21 protein-coding genes are annotated in these 22802 nt (G+C 66.7%); 14 read left to right on the top strand and 7 right to left on the bottom strand.

The genetic code is table 11. The features are described 5' to 3' along the window. Positions 1-32: 32 nt before the first annotated feature. The 6 genes from AACX88_RS16710 (at position 33) to AACX88_RS16685 (ending at position 7353) form a co-directional block, all read left to right on the top strand. On the top strand, positions 33-2939 hold the full coding sequence (locus tag AACX88_RS16710; protein WP_339393995.1) for a SpaA isopeptide-forming pilin-related protein: 2907 nt from the start codon (positions 33-35) through the stop codon (positions 2937-2939). A 74-nt stretch (positions 2940-3013) separates the two neighbouring features. Beyond that, positions 3014-4408, top strand: a complete 1395-nt coding sequence (locus AACX88_RS16705; RefSeq protein ID WP_339393994.1) for a SpaH/EbpB family LPXTG-anchored major pilin — start codon at positions 3014-3016, stop codon at positions 4406-4408. A gap of 120 nt (positions 4409-4528) precedes the next feature. After that, positions 4529-5470 (top strand): class C sortase, encoded by a 942-nt coding sequence (locus AACX88_RS16700; protein WP_339393993.1) that lies wholly within the window; start codon positions 4529-4531, stop codon positions 5468-5470. A 92-nt stretch (positions 5471-5562) separates the two neighbouring features. Next, entirely contained in the window at positions 5563-6072 is a 510-nt protein-coding gene (locus tag AACX88_RS16695) for a sigma-70 family RNA polymerase sigma factor (protein WP_339393992.1), read from the top strand. Continuing rightward, on the top strand, positions 6069-6752 hold the full coding sequence (locus AACX88_RS16690; protein WP_339393990.1) for an anti-sigma factor family protein: 684 nt from the start codon (positions 6069-6071) through the stop codon (positions 6750-6752). The genes AACX88_RS16695 and AACX88_RS16690 overlap by 4 nt, the downstream gene beginning before the upstream one ends. A gap of 79 nt (positions 6753-6831) precedes the next feature. Further along, positions 6832-7353 (top strand): COG4315 family predicted lipoprotein, encoded by a 522-nt coding sequence (locus AACX88_RS16685; RefSeq protein ID WP_339393989.1) that lies wholly within the window; start codon positions 6832-6834, stop codon positions 7351-7353. Positions 7354-7423: 70 nt separating this feature from the next. On the opposite strand, the gene AACX88_RS16680 is transcribed toward AACX88_RS16685, so the two are convergent. After that, entirely contained in the window at positions 7424-8617 is a 1194-nt protein-coding gene (locus tag AACX88_RS16680) for an ATP-binding protein (protein WP_339393988.1), read from the bottom strand. A 187-nt stretch (positions 8618-8804) separates the two neighbouring features. On the opposite strand from AACX88_RS16680, the gene AACX88_RS16675 reads away from it, so the two are divergent. The 7 genes from AACX88_RS16675 to AACX88_RS16645 all read left to right on the top strand — a co-directional run bounded on the left by AACX88_RS16675 (position 8805) and on the right by AACX88_RS16645 (position 14353). Then, complete coding sequence (locus tag AACX88_RS16675; protein WP_095375063.1) at positions 8805-9884, top strand: glycosyltransferase family 2 protein; 1080 nt, start codon at positions 8805-8807, stop codon at positions 9882-9884. Then, entirely contained in the window at positions 9881-10717 is an 837-nt protein-coding gene (locus tag AACX88_RS16670) for a hypothetical protein (RefSeq protein ID WP_095375062.1), read from the top strand. Before AACX88_RS16675 ends, AACX88_RS16670 begins: the two co-directional genes overlap by 4 nt. Positions 10718-10786: 69 nt before the next feature. Beyond that, complete coding sequence (locus AACX88_RS16665) at positions 10787-11245, top strand: DUF3151 domain-containing protein (RefSeq protein WP_095375061.1); 459 nt, start codon at positions 10787-10789, stop codon at positions 11243-11245. Beyond that, positions 11242-11997 carry a class I SAM-dependent methyltransferase gene (locus tag AACX88_RS16660; protein WP_095375060.1) on the top strand — a complete coding sequence of 252 codons (756 nt, stop codon included), beginning with the start codon at positions 11242-11244 and terminating at the stop codon, positions 11995-11997. Before AACX88_RS16665 ends, AACX88_RS16660 begins: the two co-directional genes overlap by 4 nt. A gap of 192 nt (positions 11998-12189) precedes the next feature. Further along, positions 12190-12792 (top strand): hypothetical protein, encoded by a 603-nt coding sequence (locus AACX88_RS16655; RefSeq protein ID WP_095375059.1) that lies wholly within the window; start codon positions 12190-12192, stop codon positions 12790-12792. Continuing rightward, on the top strand, positions 12792-13490 hold the full coding sequence (locus AACX88_RS16650; RefSeq protein ID WP_095375058.1) for an RES family NAD+ phosphorylase: 699 nt from the start codon (positions 12792-12794) through the stop codon (positions 13488-13490). Before AACX88_RS16655 ends, AACX88_RS16650 begins: the two co-directional genes overlap by 1 nt. Before the next feature lie 269 nt (positions 13491-13759). Further along, entirely contained in the window at positions 13760-14353 is a 594-nt protein-coding gene (locus AACX88_RS16645) for a MarR family winged helix-turn-helix transcriptional regulator (protein WP_339393987.1), read from the top strand. A 16-nt stretch (positions 14354-14369) separates the two neighbouring features. Here the strand turns inward: AACX88_RS16645 and AACX88_RS16640 are convergent, their stop codons facing one another. The 6 genes from AACX88_RS16640 to AACX88_RS16615 form a co-directional block, all read right to left on the bottom strand. Next, positions 14370-16598, bottom strand: a complete 2229-nt coding sequence (locus AACX88_RS16640) for an MMPL family transporter (RefSeq protein ID WP_339393986.1) — start codon at positions 16596-16598, stop codon at positions 14370-14372. Positions 16599-16821: 223 nt separating this feature from the next. Continuing rightward, positions 16822-18303 (bottom strand): catalase, encoded by a 1482-nt coding sequence (locus tag AACX88_RS16635; RefSeq protein WP_339393985.1) that lies wholly within the window; start codon positions 18301-18303, stop codon positions 16822-16824. 245 nt (positions 18304-18548) lie between these two features. Continuing rightward, positions 18549-18926, bottom strand: coding sequence for a fluoride efflux transporter CrcB (gene crcB / locus AACX88_RS16630; protein ID WP_339393984.1), 378 nt, complete (start codon positions 18924-18926; stop codon positions 18549-18551). Continuing rightward, positions 18923-19519, bottom strand: a complete 597-nt coding sequence (locus AACX88_RS16625; RefSeq protein ID WP_339393983.1) for a fluoride efflux transporter FluC — start codon at positions 19517-19519, stop codon at positions 18923-18925. The genes crcB and AACX88_RS16625 overlap by 4 nt, the downstream gene beginning before the upstream one ends. Further along, positions 19516-20031 (bottom strand): universal stress protein, encoded by a 516-nt coding sequence (locus AACX88_RS16620; RefSeq protein WP_339393982.1) that lies wholly within the window; start codon positions 20029-20031, stop codon positions 19516-19518. The genes AACX88_RS16625 and AACX88_RS16620 overlap by 4 nt, the downstream gene beginning before the upstream one ends. A 182-nt stretch (positions 20032-20213) precedes the next feature. After that, on the bottom strand, positions 20214-20543 hold the full coding sequence (locus AACX88_RS16615) for a nuclear transport factor 2 family protein (RefSeq protein WP_339393981.1): 330 nt from the start codon (positions 20541-20543) through the stop codon (positions 20214-20216). 159 nt (positions 20544-20702) lie between these two features. On the opposite strand from AACX88_RS16615, the gene AACX88_RS16610 reads away from it, so the two are divergent. Next, entirely contained in the window at positions 20703-22013 is a 1311-nt protein-coding gene (locus tag AACX88_RS16610) for an adenylosuccinate synthase (RefSeq protein ID WP_339393980.1), read from the top strand. Positions 22014-22802 lie beyond the last annotated feature (789 nt).

Genomic DNA, 22802 nt, shown 5'->3' with positions numbered 1-22802 from the left:
AAGGTAGCGTGATCCATGTCGAGGTCCTCAGGATGGGCAGTGTCAGAACTTCCATCCTCGGAGGGCCTCGACCCCTATCCAGCGACCGACGCGCCCAACCCGACTACACTCTCAGCTGCGAAGAGCCCCTTATGGCGCCGGCTCCCGCCGAGGCGACGGGCAAGGGTCTCGGTTCCGCTCCCTCATCGTCGAGTGAGTCGTCGCAGCAGAGCGAGAAGCCTTCTCCGAGCGAGTCATCCGATGGCGGGCTGACCGATTCAGGTTCCGGTGGCACCGAACCCTCGGCGCCCAAGTCACCGGATGCCGCGAAGGCCGAATCGGCACCGACGCCGACCCGGATTGAACCTCAGGCGGTCGCGGTTGCGTGCACAGCCGGGACTGTGTACTCCTCTACTGGCGGCGGACAGATTCAGCGGGTCGACGCGAACGGTACGGTTACGAACGTTGGGAAGCCAGCGCCTACCACTTTGCAGCTCAACGGCCTCGGCATCAGTGCCGGCGGCCAGATGTTCTACGGCTTCGACCGAACCGGCAGCAGTTTCGGCACGGCGACGATGTATTCGTTCAATCCGGCAACCGAACAGTGGACAAAGCTGACTCAACCTTATGACACCACGCAGGATGGCAACGGCAAGTTTGCGGGGTCGCTGGTTGCTGGAGCTGTCGACCTTTCGCCAACAGGTGGAGATTACTATTTCGGCGGATTCACAACCGACGGAAAGCAGTTCAAGCTGTGGAGATTCAACACCGGCACCAATGGATTCCGCTACATGGGGTTCATCGACACAAGTGTCGGTGGCAGTTCTAACAGCAATGGCGATCTCGCCTTCGACAACCAGGGCAACCTCTTCATCGTTCGTGGACTCGGAACCAACACGACAGTCTTCAGTGTCACGAACGATGCACTCGGCAATGCAGACGGCAACCAGATCGTGGCATCAGCTGGGGAATCCGTGGCTGCGGGAATGTCGGGCGTCAACGGCGTTGCTTTCGACGCTGCCGGCAAAGTCTATCTCAGCAACGGCAATACGGTTCGTTCGTACAATATGCCCGATTGGAACACCCCGACGACCATCCCGGCCAGACCATCACTAGGTGGTCTGACCGACCTTGCGACGTGCTCGTCGCCCGCGACGATCACTGTCGAAAAAGACGTGAAGAACCGCGTCAACGCCGCCGATCAGTTCGGACTCAAGATGGTCTCGGGTGGGAAGGATCTCGCATCGACGACGACGACAGGTACGACGAACGGCATTCAGAAGGAGATTCTCGGCCCGCTGCCTGCAGCGCGCGGAGCAGTGATCGGTTTCTCTGAGTCAGCGGCCGGATCGACCGTTCTGAGCAATTACGCTTCCAGCTACTCATGCACGGTCGACGGTCGACCGATGAATGTGTCCGGAAATGGGACCAGTTCCCAGGTGACGATACCCGCCACCGGGAATGAAATCGTCTGCCGCTTCGTCAACTCACCGCTCACCGCCGAAGTGACGATCAACAAGAAGACCCAGGACCAGAACGGCGCTAACACGCAGAATGCTGCCGGTTGGACCGTCGGCGCGAAGGCGACGGCGACCTCTGGAACTGTGTCAAGGACTCCGAACCAGGACACCCAGCAGACTGGTACCGACGGCAACGCGAAGTGGACGCTGACGTTCGGCAGTGCTTCCTCGCGAGCCAATCTTGCTGTGAGCGAGTCTCAGCAGACGGGTTATCAGTTCGTCAGCGGGTCATGCAAGATCACGCGTCTTGATGGCACGACGGCAAATGTGACTCTCAATGGCGAAGCTGAGCAGTCTCTGTCCCCGGAGATCCAGGCGGGCGACAAGGTCGAATGCGGGTACGTCAACAAGAAGACGGCAGCCGATGTCACCGTGAACAAGAAGTGGGTCATCGACGGCAAGACCATCGACAACGGCAGCCAGCCGAACGGGATGAGCGCGAAACTGCTGCTCGACCCAGCCGGACAGCCCGCTGGTGATCCCGCCTTCGGTCAGAAACGCACCGGCTTCGCCGTGGGCGACACCGTGAAGATCGGTGAGACCGCGACGTTCGACGCCCAGAAGTTCCCAGGCTGCACGGTCAAGTCGAAGACGATCGCGGGTCCGGGCATCGACGGCACCATCCCACTGACCGACAACTTCAGCACGAAGCTGCCGAACGCCTCCAACGTCTACACGCTGACGAACACCGTCGAGTGCCAGACGCTGAAGATCACGAAGAACGTCGAGAACGACAACGGCGGAACGCTCACAGCGGCCGACTGGAACCAGAAGCTCTTCGCGACCCCGGGAAGCGGCAGCCGCCTCACCTTCGACTCGGGCGAGAAGAAGTACGTCACCGCAGGCACCTACGAGATCTCGGAGAACACTCTCCCCGGCTACGAGCAGATGTCGATCAAGTGCACCGGCGCGACGTACAACGAATCGACGAAGAAGGTCGAGATCGCTGCGGGGAAGAATGCCGAATGCATCGTGACGAACGGCGACTCCCCGGGAACCGTCTCATGGGACAAGGTCAACGAATCCGGTGACCTCCTCGACGGCTCCGAATGGACGATCCGCGACGCCGACGGCAACGAGATCGCCCTCGACGACTGCGTCGCCGCCTCGGCGGAAGGCTGCTCCGGTCGGGATAAGAACCCGGCCGCGGGCAAGTTCCGGGTCGAGGACCTCAAGTGGGGCGACTACACCCTCGTTGAGACCAAGGCACCTGCCGGGTACAAGCTCGACGAGACTCCGCGGAAGTTCACCATCAGCCGCGAGAAGCTCGACTTCGCCTTCGACGAACCGATCGTCAACCAGCAGGCCAAGTCGCCGCAGTTGCCCTTCACGGGTGGCATCGGAACGGTCGGATTCGTCATCGCCGGGGCAGCACTGCTTCTGGCCGGTGCGGCCGCCGCCCTGTGGCAGTACCGACGTCGCATGCACGGGGCGAGCTGACGCTCCATCCCCACTCCAGTGCACGAGACAACCCCAATGAAGTTTCACGAAAACACCGAAAGGAACAACCAGGAATGAAAGCGACTCTGTTCAAGCGGATGAGGTGGATCCCCGCCTTGGCAGCAGCAGCTGCCCTCAGCCTCGTCGGCGTCAGTGTCAACGCACCGGCCGCTGAAGCCGCTGCAGGCAACATCGATCCGAACCGTTCGACCTCGCTGACGATCAACAAGTACGACGGCCCGCAGGGCGATCGTGGTGACGGCACGAAGATCGGCGACCCCTCGAGCCTCGGCACGCCGCTTGAGGGCGTCGAGTTCACGATCACCCCGGTGGTCAGCAAGCGCGGTCAGACGATCGACCTCAAGACCGACGCCGGCTGGAACCTCATCGACGGTGCGACCATTGGGAACGTCACCGCAGACAACGGCTACGCCTTCGGCGACCCGATCAAGGTGACGACCGACGCCAACGGCCAGGTCACCCAGGACCTGCCCTTCGGCCTGTACAAGGTCGAAGAGACCGGCTCGGGCAACAACAACATCGTCTCCCCGGCACAGCCGTTCCTCGTCACCCTCCCGCTGCCGCAGTCCGGCGGCAAGTGGCTCTACGACGTCAACGTCTACCCGAAGAACCAGACGAACAAGACGAAGCCGACCAAGGAGATCTCCAACCCGACCAAGCTCGACATCGGAGCCGACGTCACCTGGACGATCACCGCGCCGGTTCCGCCCAAGTTCGGCGACGACACCTACCGGTCGTTCACCATCACCGATAACCTCGACCCGCGACTGACGTGCAAGACCATCACGGTCGACGGCTTCACCGAGGGCACCGACTACACGGCAACGTGCAACGGCCAGACCGCGAACATCGAGTTCACCTCGACCGGTCTGGGCAAGCTCCAGGCAGGCCAGAACGTCGTCATGAAGGTCACCACCACCGTCACCTCGCTGGGCGACAACGGTGTGATCGAGAACCAGGCCATCGTCACGACCAACGACTCGAAGGTCACCACCGGCAAGCCCACCACCAACTGGGGCAAGCTCGAGGTCCTCAAGTACGCTGACCAGGACAAGGCCTCCACGCTGGCCGGCGCGGTCTTCGAAGTCTACGACTCGAAGGACGGACAGCCGGTCGGAACCATCACGACCGGTGCCGACGGCAAGGCCTCGATCCGCCTCTGGGTCGGCAACAACGACGTCCAGGCGAAGGACTACTACCTCAAGGAGATCAAGGCTCCTGCCGGTTACACCCTTCCCCAGGACCCGTGGACCGGTCCGATCTCGGTCAAGGCCGGCGGAGAGAACTCCCCGACCACGATCGACATCTCGAACAAGCAGAAGGACCGCGGTGAGCTTCCGTTCACCGGTGCCAACGGCCAGCTCATGCTGACCATCCTCGGCATCGCCCTGCTGCTGCTCGCGATGGGTGCCGCAGTGATGCGCTACACCCGGGCCCGCAAGGCCTGAGGACAACGTCTCCTGCTGAGGCGGCGGTGACCCCGCCGCCTCGGTGAGAGGCAGGCCAGGGGCCGGGCGACAGAACAGTCGCTCGGCCCCTTCCCACACCAACCATGAGATGCTGGAGTTATGACCGCGACGACCACTGATCCCGCACCCGCGGACCCGACCCCGCCGAAGCCTCGGTGGAAGCTGTCGGTGCCCGCCGTGATCATCGCGGTCCTCTTCCTCGTCGGCACCTGCGTGTGGACCTACCCGTCGATGGCGGCCTGGTTCTCCCAGCTCGACCAGTCGAAGGTCCTCAAGAACGCGACGGGGACCGAGGACCCCAATGCCCCGCTCAACGCCGAACAGCTCAAACTCGCCGACGAATACAACAAGAAGCTCCAAGCCGGCGGCGCTCGGATCAACGCCGGCGAACGCCTGCCCCAGCCCGGCCAGAGCGCCGGCAAGAAGCCCAGCGGCACGCTCGGCTACAACGACATCCTCACGAGCCCGACCACCGACGTCATGTCGCGCATCCAGATCCCGAAGATCAACGTCGACCTTCCGATCTACCACGGCACCTCGGATGAGACCCTGCTGCGCGGCGCCGGCCACCTCGAAGGCACGGCCCTGCCCGTGGGCGGCGTCGGCATGAACACCGTCGTCACCGGCCACCGCGGGCTCGCCGAGGCGGAGATGTTCACCAACCTCGACAAGATCGGCGAAGGCGACTACTTCACCTTCAACACCTTCGGCCGCGTCGTGACCTACCGGGTCATCGAGACGAAGATCGTCGACCCCGACCAGACCGAGACCCTCGACCCGGTCCCCGGCAAGGACCTCGCGACCCTCGTGACCTGCACCCCGCTGGGCATCAACACCCAGCGCATCCTCGTCATCGGCGAACGTGTCATCCCGACCCCGCCCGACGCCCTCAAGGACGCCACCCAGCCGCCGGACATCCCCGGCTTCCCGTGGTGGATCGTCATCATGGCCGGCGGCGCCGTCGCCGGTGCCGGCTACGTCTGGTTCGCCGGCCGCCCCGTCAAACCCAAGCCCCGCCCCGCACGCAAGCCCGCGCACTGAGCGACCGGAGGACCACCTCGGCGAGGGATTGAACCAACCGAGGGCCGGTGTCGTGTACCCTCCGAAGGCACACGCCGAGGCGGGGAGACGAGTTGATCAGAGGACGCAGAGCCGAAGCGCTCAAGGACGTGCACGATCAGCACGCGGCACCCCTGTGGCGCTACGCGATGTCGCTGACCGGGGACGCCGCGGAAGCCGACGACGTCGTCCAGGAGACCCTGCTGCGAGCGTGGAAGACGACGCGCATCCTCACCGAACCGCCCGAGCAGGTCGGAGGATGGCTGTTCACCGTCGCCCGCAACATCGTCATCGACAAGTCCCGCAGCGCCCCCAGACGACGGGAATCTCCCGGCAGCGAGCTTCCGGATGAACCGGTGTCCGATCGGGTCGACGAGGTGCTCGACGCGATGATGATCCACGAAGCACTGGCCGCGCTGAGCCAGGCCCACCGGGTCGTCATCGTCGGCGCCTACTACCGGGGCCGGACGGTCGCAGACCTGTCGGAGGAACTCGGCGTCGCCGAGGGAACCGTGAAGTCGAGGCTGCACTACGGGATGCGCGCCCTGCGTCTGGCGCTCAAGGAGAGAGGGGTCAGCAGATGACCGAGCACGAGGAGTTCGAGGAGTGGGACGGCGCCTACGTCCTCGGCGCACTCTCACCCGAGGACCGGCGACGCTTCGAGTCCCACATGGAGGACTGCCCGCGGTGCCGGGCCGCCGTCGCCGAGCTGGCCGGGCTGCCCGGACTGCTCGGTCGGGCCGCTGCCCCGCCCGAGGACTTCGAGGCGATGGACCCGGTTGAAGACCGTGCCGACACCACGAGCCTGTTCGAGGGGACGCTGCGCCGGGTCGACGCGCAGCGCAGTCGGCGCCGGATGGCGTGGACGCTCACGGCCGCCGCCGCTGCCGTCCTCCTCGCGATCGCCATCGTGCTCGTTCCCCGGATCGTCGCCACCGACCCGCCCGATGCGACGGTCGCCCTCGACCCGGCGGTGTCGACGGCGATGACGGCGGGCCTCGAACTGCGCAGCGTGGCCTGGGGGACGAAGATCAGGATCGACTGCGACTATCCTGCCTCCCCGGAGTGGCAGGGGCAGACACCTCCCGCCTACGTCCTCGAGATCACCGATTCGGCGGGGAACACGAGTCAGGCGGCGACGTGGAATGCGGTGGTCGGCAAGGAGGTCACCGTCGATGCGGCCACCGCCGTGCGCCTGAGCGACATCGTCACAATCGCGGTGCGCACGACCGGTGGGACGACGGTGCTCGAAAAGGACGTGTGAGCGGTGAACCATACGCGCGGTCGTCTCGTGTACACGACAACCGCGCCTGCGGTTGAACCGTGACGAAAGGATCGAATCCATGTCCACGAAACTTGCCTCCATCCTCGCCGCCTCCACTCTCGTCATCGCGGGCCTCAGCGGCTGCGGATCCTCCGACGGCGGGGGAGGGTACGGCGCGCCCGCCTCGGATGGGGCCTCGGACTCCGCCGAATCGAGCGGGACGGAGTCCGGCGGCACCGACGCCGCCGCAGGAGCCGGCACGCTGAGCACCGCGGAGACCGACCTCGGCGAGATCATCGTCGACGGCAACGGGATGACCGTCTACCAGTTCGCCAAGGACACCCAGGGTGCGGACAAGTCCGCGTGCGAAGGCGACTGTGCGGCGAAGTGGCCCGCAGTGCCCGGCGGCGACCAGGTCAAGCTCGACGGTGTGACCGGTGACCTCGCGACGATCACCGGGGTCGACGGGAAGCCGCAGCTCACCCTCGACGGCTGGCCGCTGTACTACTTCGCCGGCGACTCGGCGGCGGGCGAGACGAAGGGCCAGGGACTCATGGACGCGTGGTGGGTGCTCTCACCCGAGGCCAAGCCCATCAAGTGAGGGCTCGGCGACGGGAACAGGTGACGCGCATATGCCACCGAGCCAGCCCTCGGTGGCATATGCGCATCCTTCAGTCGTGCGGCGGAGGCGGAAACTCACTCCAGTCGCTTGTTTGGAACTCGTTGCCTGACTCGTCAGCAGCCATTGATCGGATGTAGTCGCCCAGGTATGGCAGAGAGAAGGCAACGTAGCCTCGACCGTCCGGCTGAACGTACCCACTGTCCAAGAGTCGTTTCTTGTAGATCTGCACGTACTGGCCGTACGTACCCATCCGGGTTGCAATGTCTGACATCTTGCTGCGACCGGTCACGTCGTGTGCCATAGCATTGACGAAGTCCTTGTCGCGTTCGGACAAGTCCTCATACACCCTGCTGATGACGCGACGTTGCACTGACTTGATTGCTTTGTCATGAGCGACTTGCGCATCGTCCACGGAGATACTCTCGGATTCGGGAGTGTTCCGCCAGGCGTAGTCACCAGCGAGCTGGATCAGATAGGGATAACCCTGAGCAACACGAACAAGCAGATCGAGTGCTTCTCGGTCAATCGATCTTCCTGCAATTCTGGCTGTCTCCTCGAAGACGTGAGCAGTTTCCTTGGGATTCAGTCGGCGGAATGTGAGATCACGCGACCGGCGGATGAACGTGGTGTGCTCGTTTTTCACGAGCTCGTCGAGATCGACTTTGATTCCGGCGAAGGCAATCATGATATTCGCGCCCTCGGACTTCGCATGAGCGACCTCGAGCGCAAACCGAGAGAGCTCTCGAAGACGAACCTTCCCCGACGACACTTCGTCAATCGTGATGAGAATTCCGGCCCGTCCGCTGAGAGCTTCGGAAAGAGCGACCAGATCGTTGCGCAGGAGCGGTCGGATCTCGCGGTTGCGATCGACGAAATCGAACTCGGCAGAGAACTTCCAGATGCCGACGCTCTTCAGACGAACACGGTCAGCTTCTGCCAGGCGATTGATCTCGGTTGGGATCGAAGTTTCGGTGACCCGATCCATGAGTCCCTTGCTCGCGTCGTCGGAGAGGACGATCCACCCCGAACTACGAGCGGCATCCTGAAGGCGCGCAAGCATGGAGGTCTTACCTGAGCCCCGAAGCCCCGAGATGAGGAGCGAGTCATTCTCGCCGAAGTCGAGAGTGCGGAAGACCGCGGTGAGCTCTTCGAGTTCGTCTTCGTGACCCCCGAAGACCAAAGGAGGTTTGCTGTAACCTGGGGTGAACGGGCTGGGCGACGAAGTTTCGCGTTGAGACACCATGGCTCCTGAACGAAATTGCGGAACGCTATTTATTGTATTTAGTTTAGCGGTTCAGGGGAGTGGCCTCTCGGTCTGTCTCCGGGCGCAGCGTCTGATCTGCGTATGTGGGATGCCCAGCTTCTCGTCGCGCGAAGGCTGAGCACGGCCTGCGCGCGGGGCCGAGTGGCCGTATGGGAAGATTGGGGGCGTGCCGAACGTTCTCACCCCCCTCACCCCCGAAGGGCTTCCCCCGCTGGCGGAGAAGCCCGGAGTCTCCTACATCATGCCCGTGCTCAACGAAGCCGAGCACATCAGGCAGGCGATCACGACCGTCCTCTCCCAGGACTACGACGGCGAGAAGGAGGTCGTCCTCGCCCTCGGCCCCTCGACCGACGACACGGACGCGATCATCGCCCGCATGGCGCAGGCCGATCCGCGCATCCAGACCGTCGACAATCCCGAGGGCGCCACTCCGATCGGACTCAACCGCGCGATCCGGCACACCCGTCACCCGATCGTCATCCGCGTCGACGCCCACTCGGGCCTCGAACCCGACTACACTCGCCAGGCCATCGAGACCCTGCGGGAGACGCAGTCGGCCAACTGCGGCGGGCTCATGCGCGCCCGCGGGAAGTCGGCCTTCCAGAAGGCCGTCGCCCGCGCATACATGTCCCCGATCGGACTCGGCGGACCCGCCTACCACTCCGGCGACGAGGCGGGGGAGTCGGAGTCGGCGTACCTCGGCGTCTACCGCCGGGAGGTGTTCGACCACCTCGGCGGGTTCGATGAGGACATCCGACGCGGACAGGACTGGGAGCTCAACCTGCGCATCCGCTCGGCCGGGGGACGGATCTGGTTCAACCCGGACATGGAGGTCACGTACTGGCCGCGGGGCACCTGGTCGAAGATCGCCCGACAGTTCTGGGCGACGGGCATCTGGCGTGCCGAGCTCATCCGGCGGTACGGGTCGAAGAACTCGCTGCGGTACTTTGCGCCGCCGCTGCTCGTCCTCGGCATGTCCGCGAGCGTCATCGAGGCCCTCCTCCAGCTGACCGGGCGCACGAAGCGGTGGCCGAAGCCCGTCCGGCGCTTCACCTCACTCGTCCACGTCCCCAGTCTCACGTATATCGCCGGCATCGTCGCCGCCGCGGGAACCGCGAAGGACTGCGGACGCCGCGAACGGTTCTGGTTCGGCCTCATCCTCCCGACGATGCACCTGTGCTGGGGGGCGGGCTTCCTCCGCGGCCTTGTCACCGGCGCCGGTTCGACGAAGGACGGCAGCCGATGAGCGAGGACCGCATCCCGATGCCCGAACAGCCGGAGCCGAAGAAGTTCAACGCGCCCCTGTGGGCCGGTGCCGTGGTCGTCGTCGGCCTCATCATCGTCCTCCTCGTCAACGTCTTCGGCGACAAGGACACGCTCACCGTCGACGACCTCAACCCACCGGCCGTGGCCGCCCTCGACGGCGGCTCGGAGGTCTACCCGCCGAACTCGGAGCTCGCCTTCACCGAGAACGTCAAGTTCGGCTACCTTCCGGCCCCGACGCTGACCACCCTCGACGACGGCACCGTCGTCGCCGCCGACCCCGAGACCGCCGCCGAGACGCTGGGACTGCCCGACGGCCTCGGCGGGCTCACCGTCGATGAGTTCGAGGACAGGACGATCAAACCCCCGCGCGAAGGCACCGAACCGGGCACGCCGATGACGTGGCAGCAGGTGCTCGACGCCGTCGCCGGCAGCACCGTGGTCGTGCCGCTCATCCCCGACACGGCCACCGCGGAACCGGCCCTGGCCGCGATCGCGAAGGCGGACATGGCGGCCTCGACGATCGTGCGCACCGCCGACGCCGAGGTGGCCCGCGCCGCCGCCGATGCCGGGATCGCTGCGATGTTCGTCGGGGATCCGACCGCCACGGCGGAGACGGAGCTCGCCGATCAGGGGTACACGATGGTCGCCGTCGACGCCGCCGATGCCGGTGACTGGACGGACTCGGGTCTGGGGGTCTGGGCGACCGGAGTCGCGGACAAGAAGCAGCTCGACGAGCTCGCCTCACAGGGCGTCATCGGTGCGCTGGCGACGAACCCGTACGCGGTCCTGCCCTCGACCGTGAAGACGAACTGAGTGTGACACGATGACCGGGGACCCGCCTCGGCGGATCCGCACCGCTCGCCCAACGAACAGGAGACGACCATGACGCAGCCCATCGGCAATCCCTCCCACATCGGCAACCTCGATGCCGGGCAGCTCGGCCCGCAGCCGACGTTCCTGCCCGACGACCACCCCGACGTCGAGGCGAAGCGCCGCCTCGATGCCGGTGAGGAGGCCCTCGACATCGTCGCCGACCTCCCCGCCTCGTCGCTCGCGTGGGCGGTGCTCGCCGATGAGGCCCACGCCGAAGGACGACTCGTCGACTCCTACGCCTATGCCCGTGTCGGCTACCACCGCGGGCTCGACGCCCTGCGCGCCGCCGGCTGGCGCGGCGCCGGTCCGATCCCGTGGTCGCACGAGGTCAACCGCGGGTTCCTCCGCGCGCTCTATGCCCTCGGCCGCGCCTCGGCGGGGATCGGGGAGAGCGAAGAAGCCGCGCGCATCGAGGAGTTCCTCCGCTCCTCCGACCCGGCCGCGATCGACGCCATCGTCGCGGGGTGAGCACTTCCTTCGACGATCTCATCGCCCTCGGCGCCGACGCCGACGTCACCGGCTGGGACTTCGCATGGCTCGAGGGCCGCGCCACCGAGGAGCGGCCCCCGTGGGGCTACGCCCGGCAACTGGCCGAGAGATTGGCTGCCGCCTCGGCGTCGCTCGACATCCAGACCGGTGGGGGAGAGGTCCTCGCCGAGGCGGCTCGGTTCCCGCCGACGGCGGTGGCCACCGAATCGTGGCCGCCGAACATCGCACGGGCCACCAGCCTCCTCCATCCCCGCGGGGTGGTCGTCGTCGCCGATCCCGACGAACCCCCGCTGCCCTTCGCCGATGCCGCCTTCGACCTCGTGACGAGTCGACACCCGGCGACGATCTGGTGGGAGGAGATCGCTCGCGTGCTCCGGCCGGGAGGGATGTACTTCGCCCAGCACGTCGGTCCGGCGAGTGTCTTCGAACTCATCGAGTTCTTCCTCGGCCCCCAGCCTCAGGCCAGGCGGGCGCGGCACCCCGAGGACGAGGCCGCTGCCGCCGAGGCGGCGGGCCTCAAGGTCGTCGACCTCCGGACCGTGGACCTGCGCATCGAGATCCACGACGTCGCCGCTGTCGTCTACCTCCTGCGCAAGGTCGTCTGGTGGGTGCCCGGCTTCACCGTCGAGGGATACCGGGACCGCCTGCGCGAACTCCATGAACGCATCGCCTCCGACGGTCCGTTCGTCGCCCACTCGACCCGCAATCTCATCGAGGCGCGGCGGGTCTGAGGCGCGTCCCCGAGGAGGATCGAGTGCGAGATCGGGCTGGGATTCGAACCGGATCCTCCTCGGGAAGGGTGCTTGGTCGCCCTGCCGGGCTGGCTTCTCGCCGCCTCGGCGACGCCCAGTGGCTCGATCGGTTCCATTCGTGCAGTTAAGGCAATAGAATGGAATGCACGATACGCACGATTGGAGTGGGTGATGGGCGCAGTTTTCGGGTCGTGGGCGGACGCCGAGGGCGGACAGCCGGTCCACGACACTGTCGAATCTCTGCGCGCTTCGCTCAGAGGACTCTCTCCCCACGCTGCGATCACCCGTCTGGACGAACTCGAAGACGATCTGCGCCTCCTGCGATTCGAGGTGCTCGAGGGCGAACTGCAGAGCAGCATCGCGGACGCGCAGCCGAGCCCGGCCATCGCTGCGGGCTTGGCGGCATCCCAGCGACGACTGGCCGCGCTCGAGGGCAGTGACGAGACGCGTCTGCTCAGCGCGGGTGAGATGGCTGAGTATGTCGGCCGCGGTCGCAATTGGGCGGCTCAGCGCGCCAAATCCGGCAACCTCATCCGCGTCGAGCATGCAGGAAGGACGCTCTACCCCGCCTTCCAGATCGATCCCGAAACCCGAGCCGTCCGTGATTGGGTCGCTCCGATGGCTGCCGTGCTCGACGAGCTCGGATTAATGGGGCGAGACTTCGCGATCTGGGCGGCCGCGCCCTCTCCGAGGTTCTCAGGCGACCTGCCGGCGCGGCGCGCGGGAGACTCCGACTTCCTCTCCACGGCAGCGGCCGCCCTCGCGGACGCCTGATGGCGCGACCGGTGGCGACACCGCCAGACCCTTTCAAGCCCGCCGAGGACCTGGTTCCTGCAGGGACCGTTCTCCTGCGCGTGTACTCGCCGGGACCATCGAACCGTGCGCCGAACGACTTCAATCCGGGAACGTCCTTGGCAGTCCGGGCGACGCAGAAGGGCGATGTCTTCCCAGTTTCGCGGTTCTCGTTCTTCCTCGACGATGCAGTGCCCGCGAGGCCGGTCCCGACGCTCTATGCGTCGCCCTCGGAGAACGTCGCGCTCTGGGAGATGCTGCTTCGCGACCGCGCGCCTGACGACACCGATGCCCTTCCACGCGCGCTGTTCCGCGGTCGGGTGTTGGCACAGGTCCGTGCGAGCCGGGACCTCAGGGTGGCCTCTCTGGCGGGCGCTGACATGCACACTTTCAACCTGCCGCCGGATGAACTGACATCTCCCGGGTCGGACCGATATGCGGAGACGATTCCGTGGGCGCGCACCGCCTGGCGAGCGGGCTTCGACGGAATCCGCTATGTGTCGCGGCGAGATCCCTCAGGGCTGGCCTTCGTCTTCTTCGACTCGGGGCGATCGGCCCCTGTGTTCGAGAGAGCCCGCCCGGGGGACCTGCTGCAGTCGTTCGACGACCTCAGTGACGATGGCGGCTTCGACTGGCTTGCGGCCCGACTCGCCCGTTGGGGCATCGTCGCTGAACTCTGACCTGCCGACGGAGCGAGGAGTGGGGGAGCCAGAGGCTGCGGTGGGTCGACGCGGCGAGTGTGAGGACTCGCCACCGAGGAGGACCGGGTGCGAAAACCAGCCCGGTTTCGAACCGGATCCTCCTCGCGGAGGCAACCGACGGTTGGGCGAGGGCAGACTTGGGCGCTCCTGGCGGCGGAGGTCGAGCCTCGGGCCCGCGCTGTAGCATGGGTGGGAGACTCACGGGGTGCGATGGGCCCCGGAATGACGAGGCAGAGTGGGAGCAGGGCGTGGCGAGCGAAGCCGTCGAGAGATCGGCCGTCTATGACGTCGACGCCAGCGACCCGCAGCAGAGCCTCGTCGACCGCTCCGGCATGGACCCCGCCGACGTCGAGCAGATCACGGAGCTCATGACCGCCTTCGGCGAGCTCCGCGACACCGAGCAGGAGATCTCCGAGGCCTCCCGCCGCTATATGCGCCTCGGCGCCACGGACATGAAGGCGCTTCATTACCTCATCGTCTGCCGTCATCGCGACATCCTCGGCACACCCGGCGGGATCGCCGCCCACCTGACCATCTCACCGGCGGCGACGACGAAGCTCCTCGACCGGCTCGAACGCGGCGGCCACATCACCCGCGCCCCGCACCCGCACGACCGCCGCGCGCAGACCGTGTCGATCACGCAGGGAACCTACGCCTCGGCGATGGAGACCGTCGGTCGGCAGCAGGCGAGGCGCTTCCACGCCGCAGCCCGACTCACTCGGGACGAACGTGAGGTCGTCATCCGCTTCCTCCGCGACACCCGCGAGGAGATCGCCCTGAGCGGTGAGGACTGGGCCGAGGGCGATGTCAAGGCGGACGGCCCTTCCTCCGTCGACGACTGAGATCCCACGGGGACCGTCAGCGTTCGGCGAGGAGCCTCGTCGCCTCCCGGTGGGACCGCGGTGGTGTCGCGGCCGACCTCTCCGGGGTTCTCCGCGCCAGCCGCGACGGCCACCACAGTCGGTCGCCGATCCAGATCGCCAGCGCCGGCACGAGCAGGGTGCGCACGATGAGGGCGTCGAGGAGGACGCCGAGGGCGACGATGATCGCGAGCTGGAGGAGGAACTGGATCGGGATGACGACAAGGGCGGCGAAGGTCGCGGCGAGGACGATGCCCGCGCTCGTGATCACTCCGCCGGTCACCGACAGACCCCGCAGCGTGCCCTCCCTGGTGCCGTGGCCGACGGTCTCCTCACGGACCCGGGTCATGAGGAAGATGTTGTAGTCGATGCCGAGAGCGACGAGGAAGACGAACGCATAGAGCGGCACGGACGGATCCGACTGCGGCTGCCCGATGACCTGGAAGATGAGCGCACTGAGCCCCAGCGCCGTGCCGAAGCTGAGCACCGTCGTCGCGAGCAGGACGAGCGGAGCGACGAGGGAGCGCAGCAGCAGGGCGAGCATGATCGTGATGACGACGAGGACGATCGGGATGATCACCGTTCGGTCCGCCGACGAGGTCTCGTTCGTGTCGAGGTCGACGGCGGTGCTTCCTCCCACCGCCGCATCAAAGGGGGCCAGCTCGGCACGGAGGTCGCGGACCGTCTGCTCGGCCTCGAGGGAATCGGCAGGGTCGGACAGCGTGACGGAGAACATCAGCTCACCGTCGATGACGGTCGGTTCGACCGCCGGGACCTGCCCACCGCCGGGGCCACCTCCGCCCGGGCCAGCGCTCTCGACGTCACCTGAGGCATCGACGGGCACCGTCCCGGCCGGGGAATCCTGGGCGATGAGCGCGAGCCCGTCGACACCCGGAGTCCGAGCGATCGCCTCGGCGACCTCCTTCCGATCGGACTCCCGGGCGAGCACATACGCCGGCGAGCCCGAACCGCCGGGGAAGTGCCGGTCGATGACGGCCTGCCCATCGCGGGCCTGACTCTGCCCAAGGACGAACTCGCTCTGCGGGACGCCCTCGGCGTCGAGGACGAGGAGGCCTCCGCAGCCGAGGACGAGGACAACGGTGACTCCAGCGACCATCCGCTTGGGACCGGCGGCGACGGCACGGCCGATGCGGGCCCAGAGCCCTGTCGCCTCGGCGCCGGTGAGGACCGGGTGAGCGGAGCCGAACCGGGGAGCTCGGGGCCAGAACGCGACGCGACCGGTGACGGCGAGCAGCGCCGGGAGAAACGTCAGCGAGGTGAGCATGGCGCAGACGATGCCGATCGCGGCGACGGGACCGAGAGCGGAGTTCGACCCCAGGTCGGACAGGAGCAGGCAGAGGAGCCCGGCGATGACGGTGCCTCCCGAGGCGGCGATCGGCTCGAGCACACCCCTCACCGCCCGCCTCGCAGCCGTGCGCGGCGACCGATTGTCGCGCAGCTCCTCGCGGAAGCGGGCGATGAAGAGCAGGGAGTAGTCGGTGGCGGCGCCGATGACGAGGATGAAGAGGATGCCCTGCACCTGGCCGTTGAGTGTGACGACGCCGGCCCGCGCAAGGGCGACGTTGACGAGGACGGCGGCGCAGAGCGCGGTCATCGAGGAGAGGAGGACGAGGATCGGCAGCAGCGGTGAGCGGTAGACGATGACGAGGATGACGAAGACGACGGCGAGGGCGACGAGGAGGAGGACGCCGTCGATGCCGCTGAACGCCTCCTCGAGGTCGGCCGACAACCCGGCGGGTCCGCTCACCCACACGCCGAGGTCGTTCGGCAGGACCTCCTGCGCCTGGGCTTCCAAGGCGGTGACGGCGTCGCCGACCTCGGCATCGGAGGGGACCGCGACGATGATCTCCGCGGCCTGTCCGTCCTCGGAGGGGATCACCGGAGACGCCGACGCCCCGGCGACGCTCTCCTCGGCGGTGTCGGCGAGTTCCGCGAGACCGGTCAGATCCGCCTCGGTGAGGCCGTCACGACGTTCGGCGACGATGATCGCGGGAACGGCGTCGGAGCCGGTGAACTCCGTGATCTCGTTCTGCACGCGGGTCGATTCCGCGCTGTCGGGGAGGTAGCTCGACCGGTCGTCCGAGGAGACCTCGCTGATGTCGCCGAAGCTCGCACCGCCGAGGCCGAAGACCGCGAGCCACGCGAGGATGAGCACGATGGGGATGACGATGCGGAGGGCGCCGGGTACCCGAGGGGAGTCCTGCATGCCATTAGTATTTCACCAAGTTAACTAAATTTCCAGACCATGAAGCGCCCGAGTCCCGACCCGCTCCCGGGGGAGGCGGAACGGGACCCGGGCGCTTGGGTCCGTCGGAGGCTCACCGGCCGGCCGGGGTCAGCTGCCGGCGGTGGGCCGGGCGCTCACCCGACGGTGGGCCGGGCGACCGTCGGGTGAGCAGCCGGCCTCGGGCCGGGCGGCCGTGGGCGACTCAGCCCTTGCGGTAGCCGTCCTCGATGGCCTGGCCGACCTCCTCGTCGATGCTCTTCCAGTACGCGAAGACGTTCGACAGGACCGGCTCCTCGAGATCGGACTTGAGCATGTCGACGACCGTGTTGACGAGTTCGGCCCGCTCGGCGTCGGTGTAGACCTCACGGACGAGCGTGTGGGCCTGACCGAAGTCGTCGTCGTCCTTATGCAGGGTGTAGGCCATGCGGACCAGTTCGCCGTCGGACTCCCAGCCGTTGTCGACGACGCCCTGCGTGTCCTGGAAGGCGCGCCCGTACGAGTTCGGGGCATACACGGGTGCAGCACCGGTGTGGTGGTACTGCATGTGGCCTTCCTTGTCGTAGTTGTTCGTCTTCGTCACGGGCGCGTTGACCGGCAGCTGGTTGAAGTTCGTGCCGATGCGGTTGCGGTGCGCGTCGGGGTAGGAGAACACGCGGCCGAGCAGCATCTTGTCCGGCGAGACCCCCGTACCGGGCACGGTGTTCGACGGGCTGAACGCGGCCTGCTCGATCTGCGCATAGTGGTTGATCGGGTTCTGGTTGAGCGTGAACCGACCGACCTCGATGCGCGGGTAGTCGTTCTTCGACCAGGTCTTGGTGAGGTCGAAGGGGTTGAACCGGTAGGTCTTCGCGTCCTCGAAGGGCATGATCTGGACGTGCAGCGTCCACGACGGGTAGTCGCCCTTCTTGATCGCCTCGAAGAGATCGCGGCGGTGGATGTCGGCATCCTCGCCGGCGAGCTTCTCGGCCTCCTCGTTCGACATGTTCTCCACGCCCTGGTCGGTGAGGAAGTGGTACTTGACCCAGAACTTCTCTCCGTCCTCGTTGACCCACATGTACGTGTGCGAGGAGTACCCGTTCATGTTCCGCCAGGTCTTCGGCAGACCGCGCGGTCCCATGAGGTAGGCGACCTGGTGGGCGGATTCGGGGGAGAGCGACCAGAAGTCCCACTGCATGTTGGGGCTGCGCAGGCCGGAGTCGGGCAGGCGCTTCTGCGAGTGGATGAAGTCGGGGAACTTCATCGGGTCGCGGACGAAGAAGACCGGCGTGTTGTTGCCGACCATGTCGAAGTTGCCCTCTTCGGTGTAGAACTTCAGCGCGAACCCGCGGACGTCGCGCCACGAGTCGGGGGATCCGAGCTCACCGGCGACGGTGGAGAAGCGGGCGAGCATCGGCGTGGTCTTCCCGGGCTGGAGGAAGTCCGCCTTCGTGTACTTCGAGACGTCGCCGGTGACGACGAACTCGCCGAACGCCCCCGAGCCCTTCGCGTGCGGGCTGCGCTCGGGCACGCGCTCCCGGTCGAAGCGGGCAAGCTTCTCGACGAGCGCGACGTCATGGAGCAGGAGAGGTCCGTCGGGTCCCACGCTCAGCGAGTGCGCGTCCGATTCGCGCTTCGCCCCCACCTCGGTGGTCGAGGGCTTCTTCGGATCGAACCACTGGTCGACTTGTTCTTCGGGCGTAGGCATATCAGTTCTCCATTCACATCGGTGTTGAAGAGGAGTGACCACCGCGCGACGACCCGCCGCACGGGCACCTCTGTCCTCACTCTAGGACCGTGTCGATGACTCGGCAAAGGGAGTCAGAGAGTTCCCATCCAAGTGGCAGGGGGTAAGGGAATCCGTGGGCTTCCGCGTTATTTAAGCAACAGGTGTGTTGTCAAAAGGCGACGATTGTCGCCGAGGTTGTCGACAATTCCGTGGGGCTGTTCGCCTCAGACCATTCCGCCGAGCCACAGTCCGACTCCGGCTGCCCCGGTCGCGATGACGAGGGTGCCGAGCGCACTGACCGCGCTCGCCGCCCATGCGCGCTCCTGGACGAGGCGGACCGTCTCAAAGCTCGCCGTCGAGAACGTCGTGTACCCGCCGAGGAATCCCGTGCCGACGATGAGGAACCACTCCTCGGGCAGCACCTGACCGGCCGCAAGCCCGGCGGCGAAGCCGAGGAGCAGCGACCCGGAGACGTTGATGAGGATCGTCCCCCACGGAATCGCCCCGCTCATGCGCGATTTGATGAGCCCGTCGATGACCATCCGGGCCACTGCGCCGAGGCCGCCGGCCACCGCGATCGCGGCGAAGACGAGCGGGGTCATTGCGGGTCTCCCTCACTGCGGCCCAGTCGGTTCCCTGAATCGGGGGAGTCATCTTGTTGGGTTCTCGGTTCGGGGGAGGAGCTGCGTTCCTGCTGGGCTTCCACCTCGGGGGAGGCGCCCAGCCGGTCTCCCACCTCGGCGGTGTCGGGGTCGATGGGCAGTCGGACACCGTCTTCCGGTGCGCCGGATCGGCGGGTGAGCGAGCCGAGGACGATGCCCGCCCACGTCGCCATCCCACCGAGGACGACCGTGGCCAGACCGTAGCCGCTGCCGGTGCCGATTCGCCCCTCGTTCAGCAGGCCCGCCGTGTCGACGGCGAGTGCGCTGTAGGTCGTGAACCCGCCCATGAACCCGGTGCCCACGAGGATCCGGACTTTCCGTCGCGCGCCGTCGTCGGGGCCCAGGCGCGCGAGGGTCTCGAGGAGGAGGCCGAGGAGGAACGCGCCGAGGAGGTTGATCCCGAAGATCGCCACGGGAATCCCGCCGAGGGAGGGAATCGTGAGGCTGAGCGCTTCGCGGGCGGCCGTGCCGAGCGTCCCGCCGAGCAGTGCGAGGCCGAGGAAGGAGGCTCGCAGGTGCACGGGCCGGCTCATGGGCCGTCCGCCCCGGTCGTGGTGCCGGCACTCCGCAACGGGACGACGACGAGGGGCCGGCGCTGACGGTGGGCGAGCTGGATCGCCACCGAGCCGTTGAAGAACTCGTGGAGCGAGCCGCGCAGCCCTGACCTGCGGACGCCGACGACGATCATCGCGGCATCGACCTCCTCGGCGAGGCGACCGAGTTCCTGCGAAGGACTGCCCGCAAGCACGCGCTCACTCCACGACACCCCCGTCGGGGTGAGGACCGCACCGATGCGGGAGCGCAGGTCGGGATCGAAGGCGGGAGCCGCCTCGGCGAGGAGATCGGGGTCGATCGGCATCGAGACGACGGATCCATCGGGACGGACCTCGACCGTGAAGCGGGAATCGTCGACGACGGCGAGGATGAGGTCCGCGCCGAATCGGACGGCGAAGGTCGCTGCGGTTTCGAGCACCTCGGCGGGCTGATCGGGGACGACGCCGACGACGATGCGGGACCGAGGGGGATCTGCGGGGGCGGTGCTCATGGTCTCTCCTACCTTTCGGGCATGCTTGCGCCGGTCGAGGTAGGGACTGTTGTCGGTGAACCGAGGTTGGGTACGGCGAGCCCCACCGCCGTGACGCGCAGGCGTCACTGTCATTGTGGCACAGGTGCACGGGACGGCACAGGTGCGCGGTGTGGCCCTGGTGCGCCGAGGCGGTGCCGGCCTCAGCCCTCGCGGATCGTCAGCGAGGTGATCTCGTGACCCGAGGTGATGAACGTGAACGCCGAACGTCCGTTGGCATGGTTTGACCGCCAGTCGCCGATGACGGTCACCGCGTTGCCGTCGACGTCGACCTGCTCGGGAGTGAGCGTCGGCTTCGAGCCGATGAACTCGGTGTCGCTCCAGGCCTTGATCTCGTCGCGGCCGGTGAAGGTGCGGCCCCAGTCGTCGACGGTCGCCTCGGGGGAGAAGGCGGCGAGGAAACCGGCGTCGTCGTGGGCGTTGACGATGTCGATGAAGTCGGCGACGGGCTGGGGGATCGGGGTCTCGGCCATGGGTGCTCCTCTGCGCAGCGATTGCCTCGATGGGGTCGATGATGCCAGCGTAGGGGTCAAGCCCGGGCTGGGGAAGGCCGAGATGACGGCCGTGTCGGGGCCAGCACGTAGACTGTGGTGGTAAAGATCCCCCTTTTTTCACTTGAGGTGAACACACTCATGCCAGCAATCGTTGTCGTCGGCGCTCAGTGGGGCGACGAAGGTAAAGGGAAGACCACCGACATCCTCGGCACCAGCGTCGACTACGTCGTCAAGCCCAACGGCGGGAACAACGCAGGTCACACGGTCGTCGTCGGCGGTGAGAAGTACGAGCTCAAGCTCCTTCCCGCCGGCATCCTCTCGCCCAACGTCACCCCGGTCATCGGCAACGGCGTCGTCGTCAACCTCGAAGCGCTCTTCGAGGAGATCGACGCCCTCGAATCCCGCGGAGCCGACACCTCGAAGCTGCGGATCTCGGCGAACGCGCACCTCGTCGCCCCCTACCACCAGACTCTGGACAAGGTGACCGAGCGCTTCCTCGGCAAGCGGGCGATCGGCACGACCGGGCGCGGCATCGGCCCGGCGTACATGGACAAGATCGGGCGCCTGGGCATCCGCGTCCAGGACATCTTCGACGAATCGATCCTGCGGCAGAAGATCGAAGGGTCCCTGCACCAGAAGAACGAACTCCTCGTCAAGGTCTACAACCGTCGCGCCGTGAGCGTCGACGAGGTCGTCGACTACTTCCTGCCCTACGTCGAACGCCTGCGCCCCTACGTCGCCGAGACCGAGCTCATGCTCAACGACGCCCTCGACCGCGGCGAGGTCGTCGTCATGGAGGGCGGCCAGGCGACGATGCTCGACGTCGACCACGGCACCTACCCGTTCGTCACCTCCTCGAACCCGACGGCCGGCGGGTCGTGCGTGGGCTCGGGCATCGGACCCACGCGCATCAACCGCGTCGTCGGCATCGTCAAGGCCTACACGACGCGCGTGGGCGCAGGCCCCTTCCCGACCGAGCTCTTCGACGAGATGGGCGAATACCTGCAGAAGGCGGGCGGCGAGTTCGGCGTCAACACCGGACGCCCGCGCCGCTGCGGCTGGTACGACTCCGTGATCGCCCGCTACGCCTCCCGCGTCAACGGATTCACCGACTACGTGCTCACGAAGCTCGACGTCCTCACCGGCATCGAGAAGATCCCCGTCGCCGTGGCCTACGACGTCGACGGCGAGCGCTTCGACGAGATGCCGATGACGCAGACCGACTTCCACCACGCGACCCCGATCTTCGAGTACTTCGACGGCTGGACCGAGGACATCTCGACGGCGCGGACCTTCGAGGACCTGCCGGTCAACGCGCAGAAGTACGTTCTCGCCCTCGAGGAGCTCTCCGGCTGCCGGATCTCCGTCATCGGCGTCGGCCCCGACCGTGAGCAGTCGATCGTCCGCCACGACCTCCTCGACGCGACCGAAGCGGCCGCACTCGCCTGAGAGGTGCGTCCTCCTCGATCGGTACGCCGAGGCGGTCGGCCGAGGGTCTTCCCTCGATCAACGGTCAGCCCGAAAACCGCGTCGCGGGCGACGAGGATTTCGTGCCCCACGTTGATCGACAGGACGGCGCGTCGTGGGACACGCTGATTCCGAGCCACGCGTTGATCGAGACGACGGCGAGTCTGTCGTGCCCGAAGCCCCGCCGCGTGCGGGGCTTCGTCGCGTCTGCGGGGTGCCGGCGGTGCCGCGAGCTGCGGACGTTCCCTCGATCAACGGTCAGCGCGAAAACCGCGTCGCGGGCGACGCGGATTTCCGGCCCCGCGTTGATCGAGACGACGGCGCGTCGGGGGACACGATGATTCCGAGCCCCGCGTTGATCGAGGGGAGGCGCAACGCGGACCGAGGGGAGGCGCAACGCGAACCACGGGCAACCTGCGAAGGGGCGGCCACCTCGGCGCGGGTCGTCCTGATCTGCGAGAACTGCCCTCCGTGACATTGATCTGTGCGACCGAACCGCGCGCAGGTGGGAGAGGCTTCGGAGGCGGTGCTCCCGCTCAGTGCGCGTGCGCGACCACGCGCGCCTGCGGCCGTGTCACCGGGAATGATTGCGTTTTTAACCACAGATGCCATTGCACAGAAGATCGTGCATACTTGAGGCCAAAGTGGCTCTTCGCAGCTGAGAGTGTAGTCGGGTTGGGCGCGTCGGTCGCTGGATAGGGGTCGAGGCCCTCCGAGGATGGAAGTTCTGACACTGCCCATCCTGAGGACCTCGACATGGATCACGCTACC

Source organism: Brevibacterium metallidurans (assembly GCF_037101285.1).
In the GTDB taxonomy this organism is placed as follows: Bacteria; Actinomycetota; Actinomycetes; order Actinomycetales; family Brevibacteriaceae; genus Brevibacterium; species Brevibacterium metallidurans.
The sequence above is the reverse complement of the archived record's forward strand: the minus strand, read 5'-3'. Positions and strand labels throughout refer to the sequence as shown.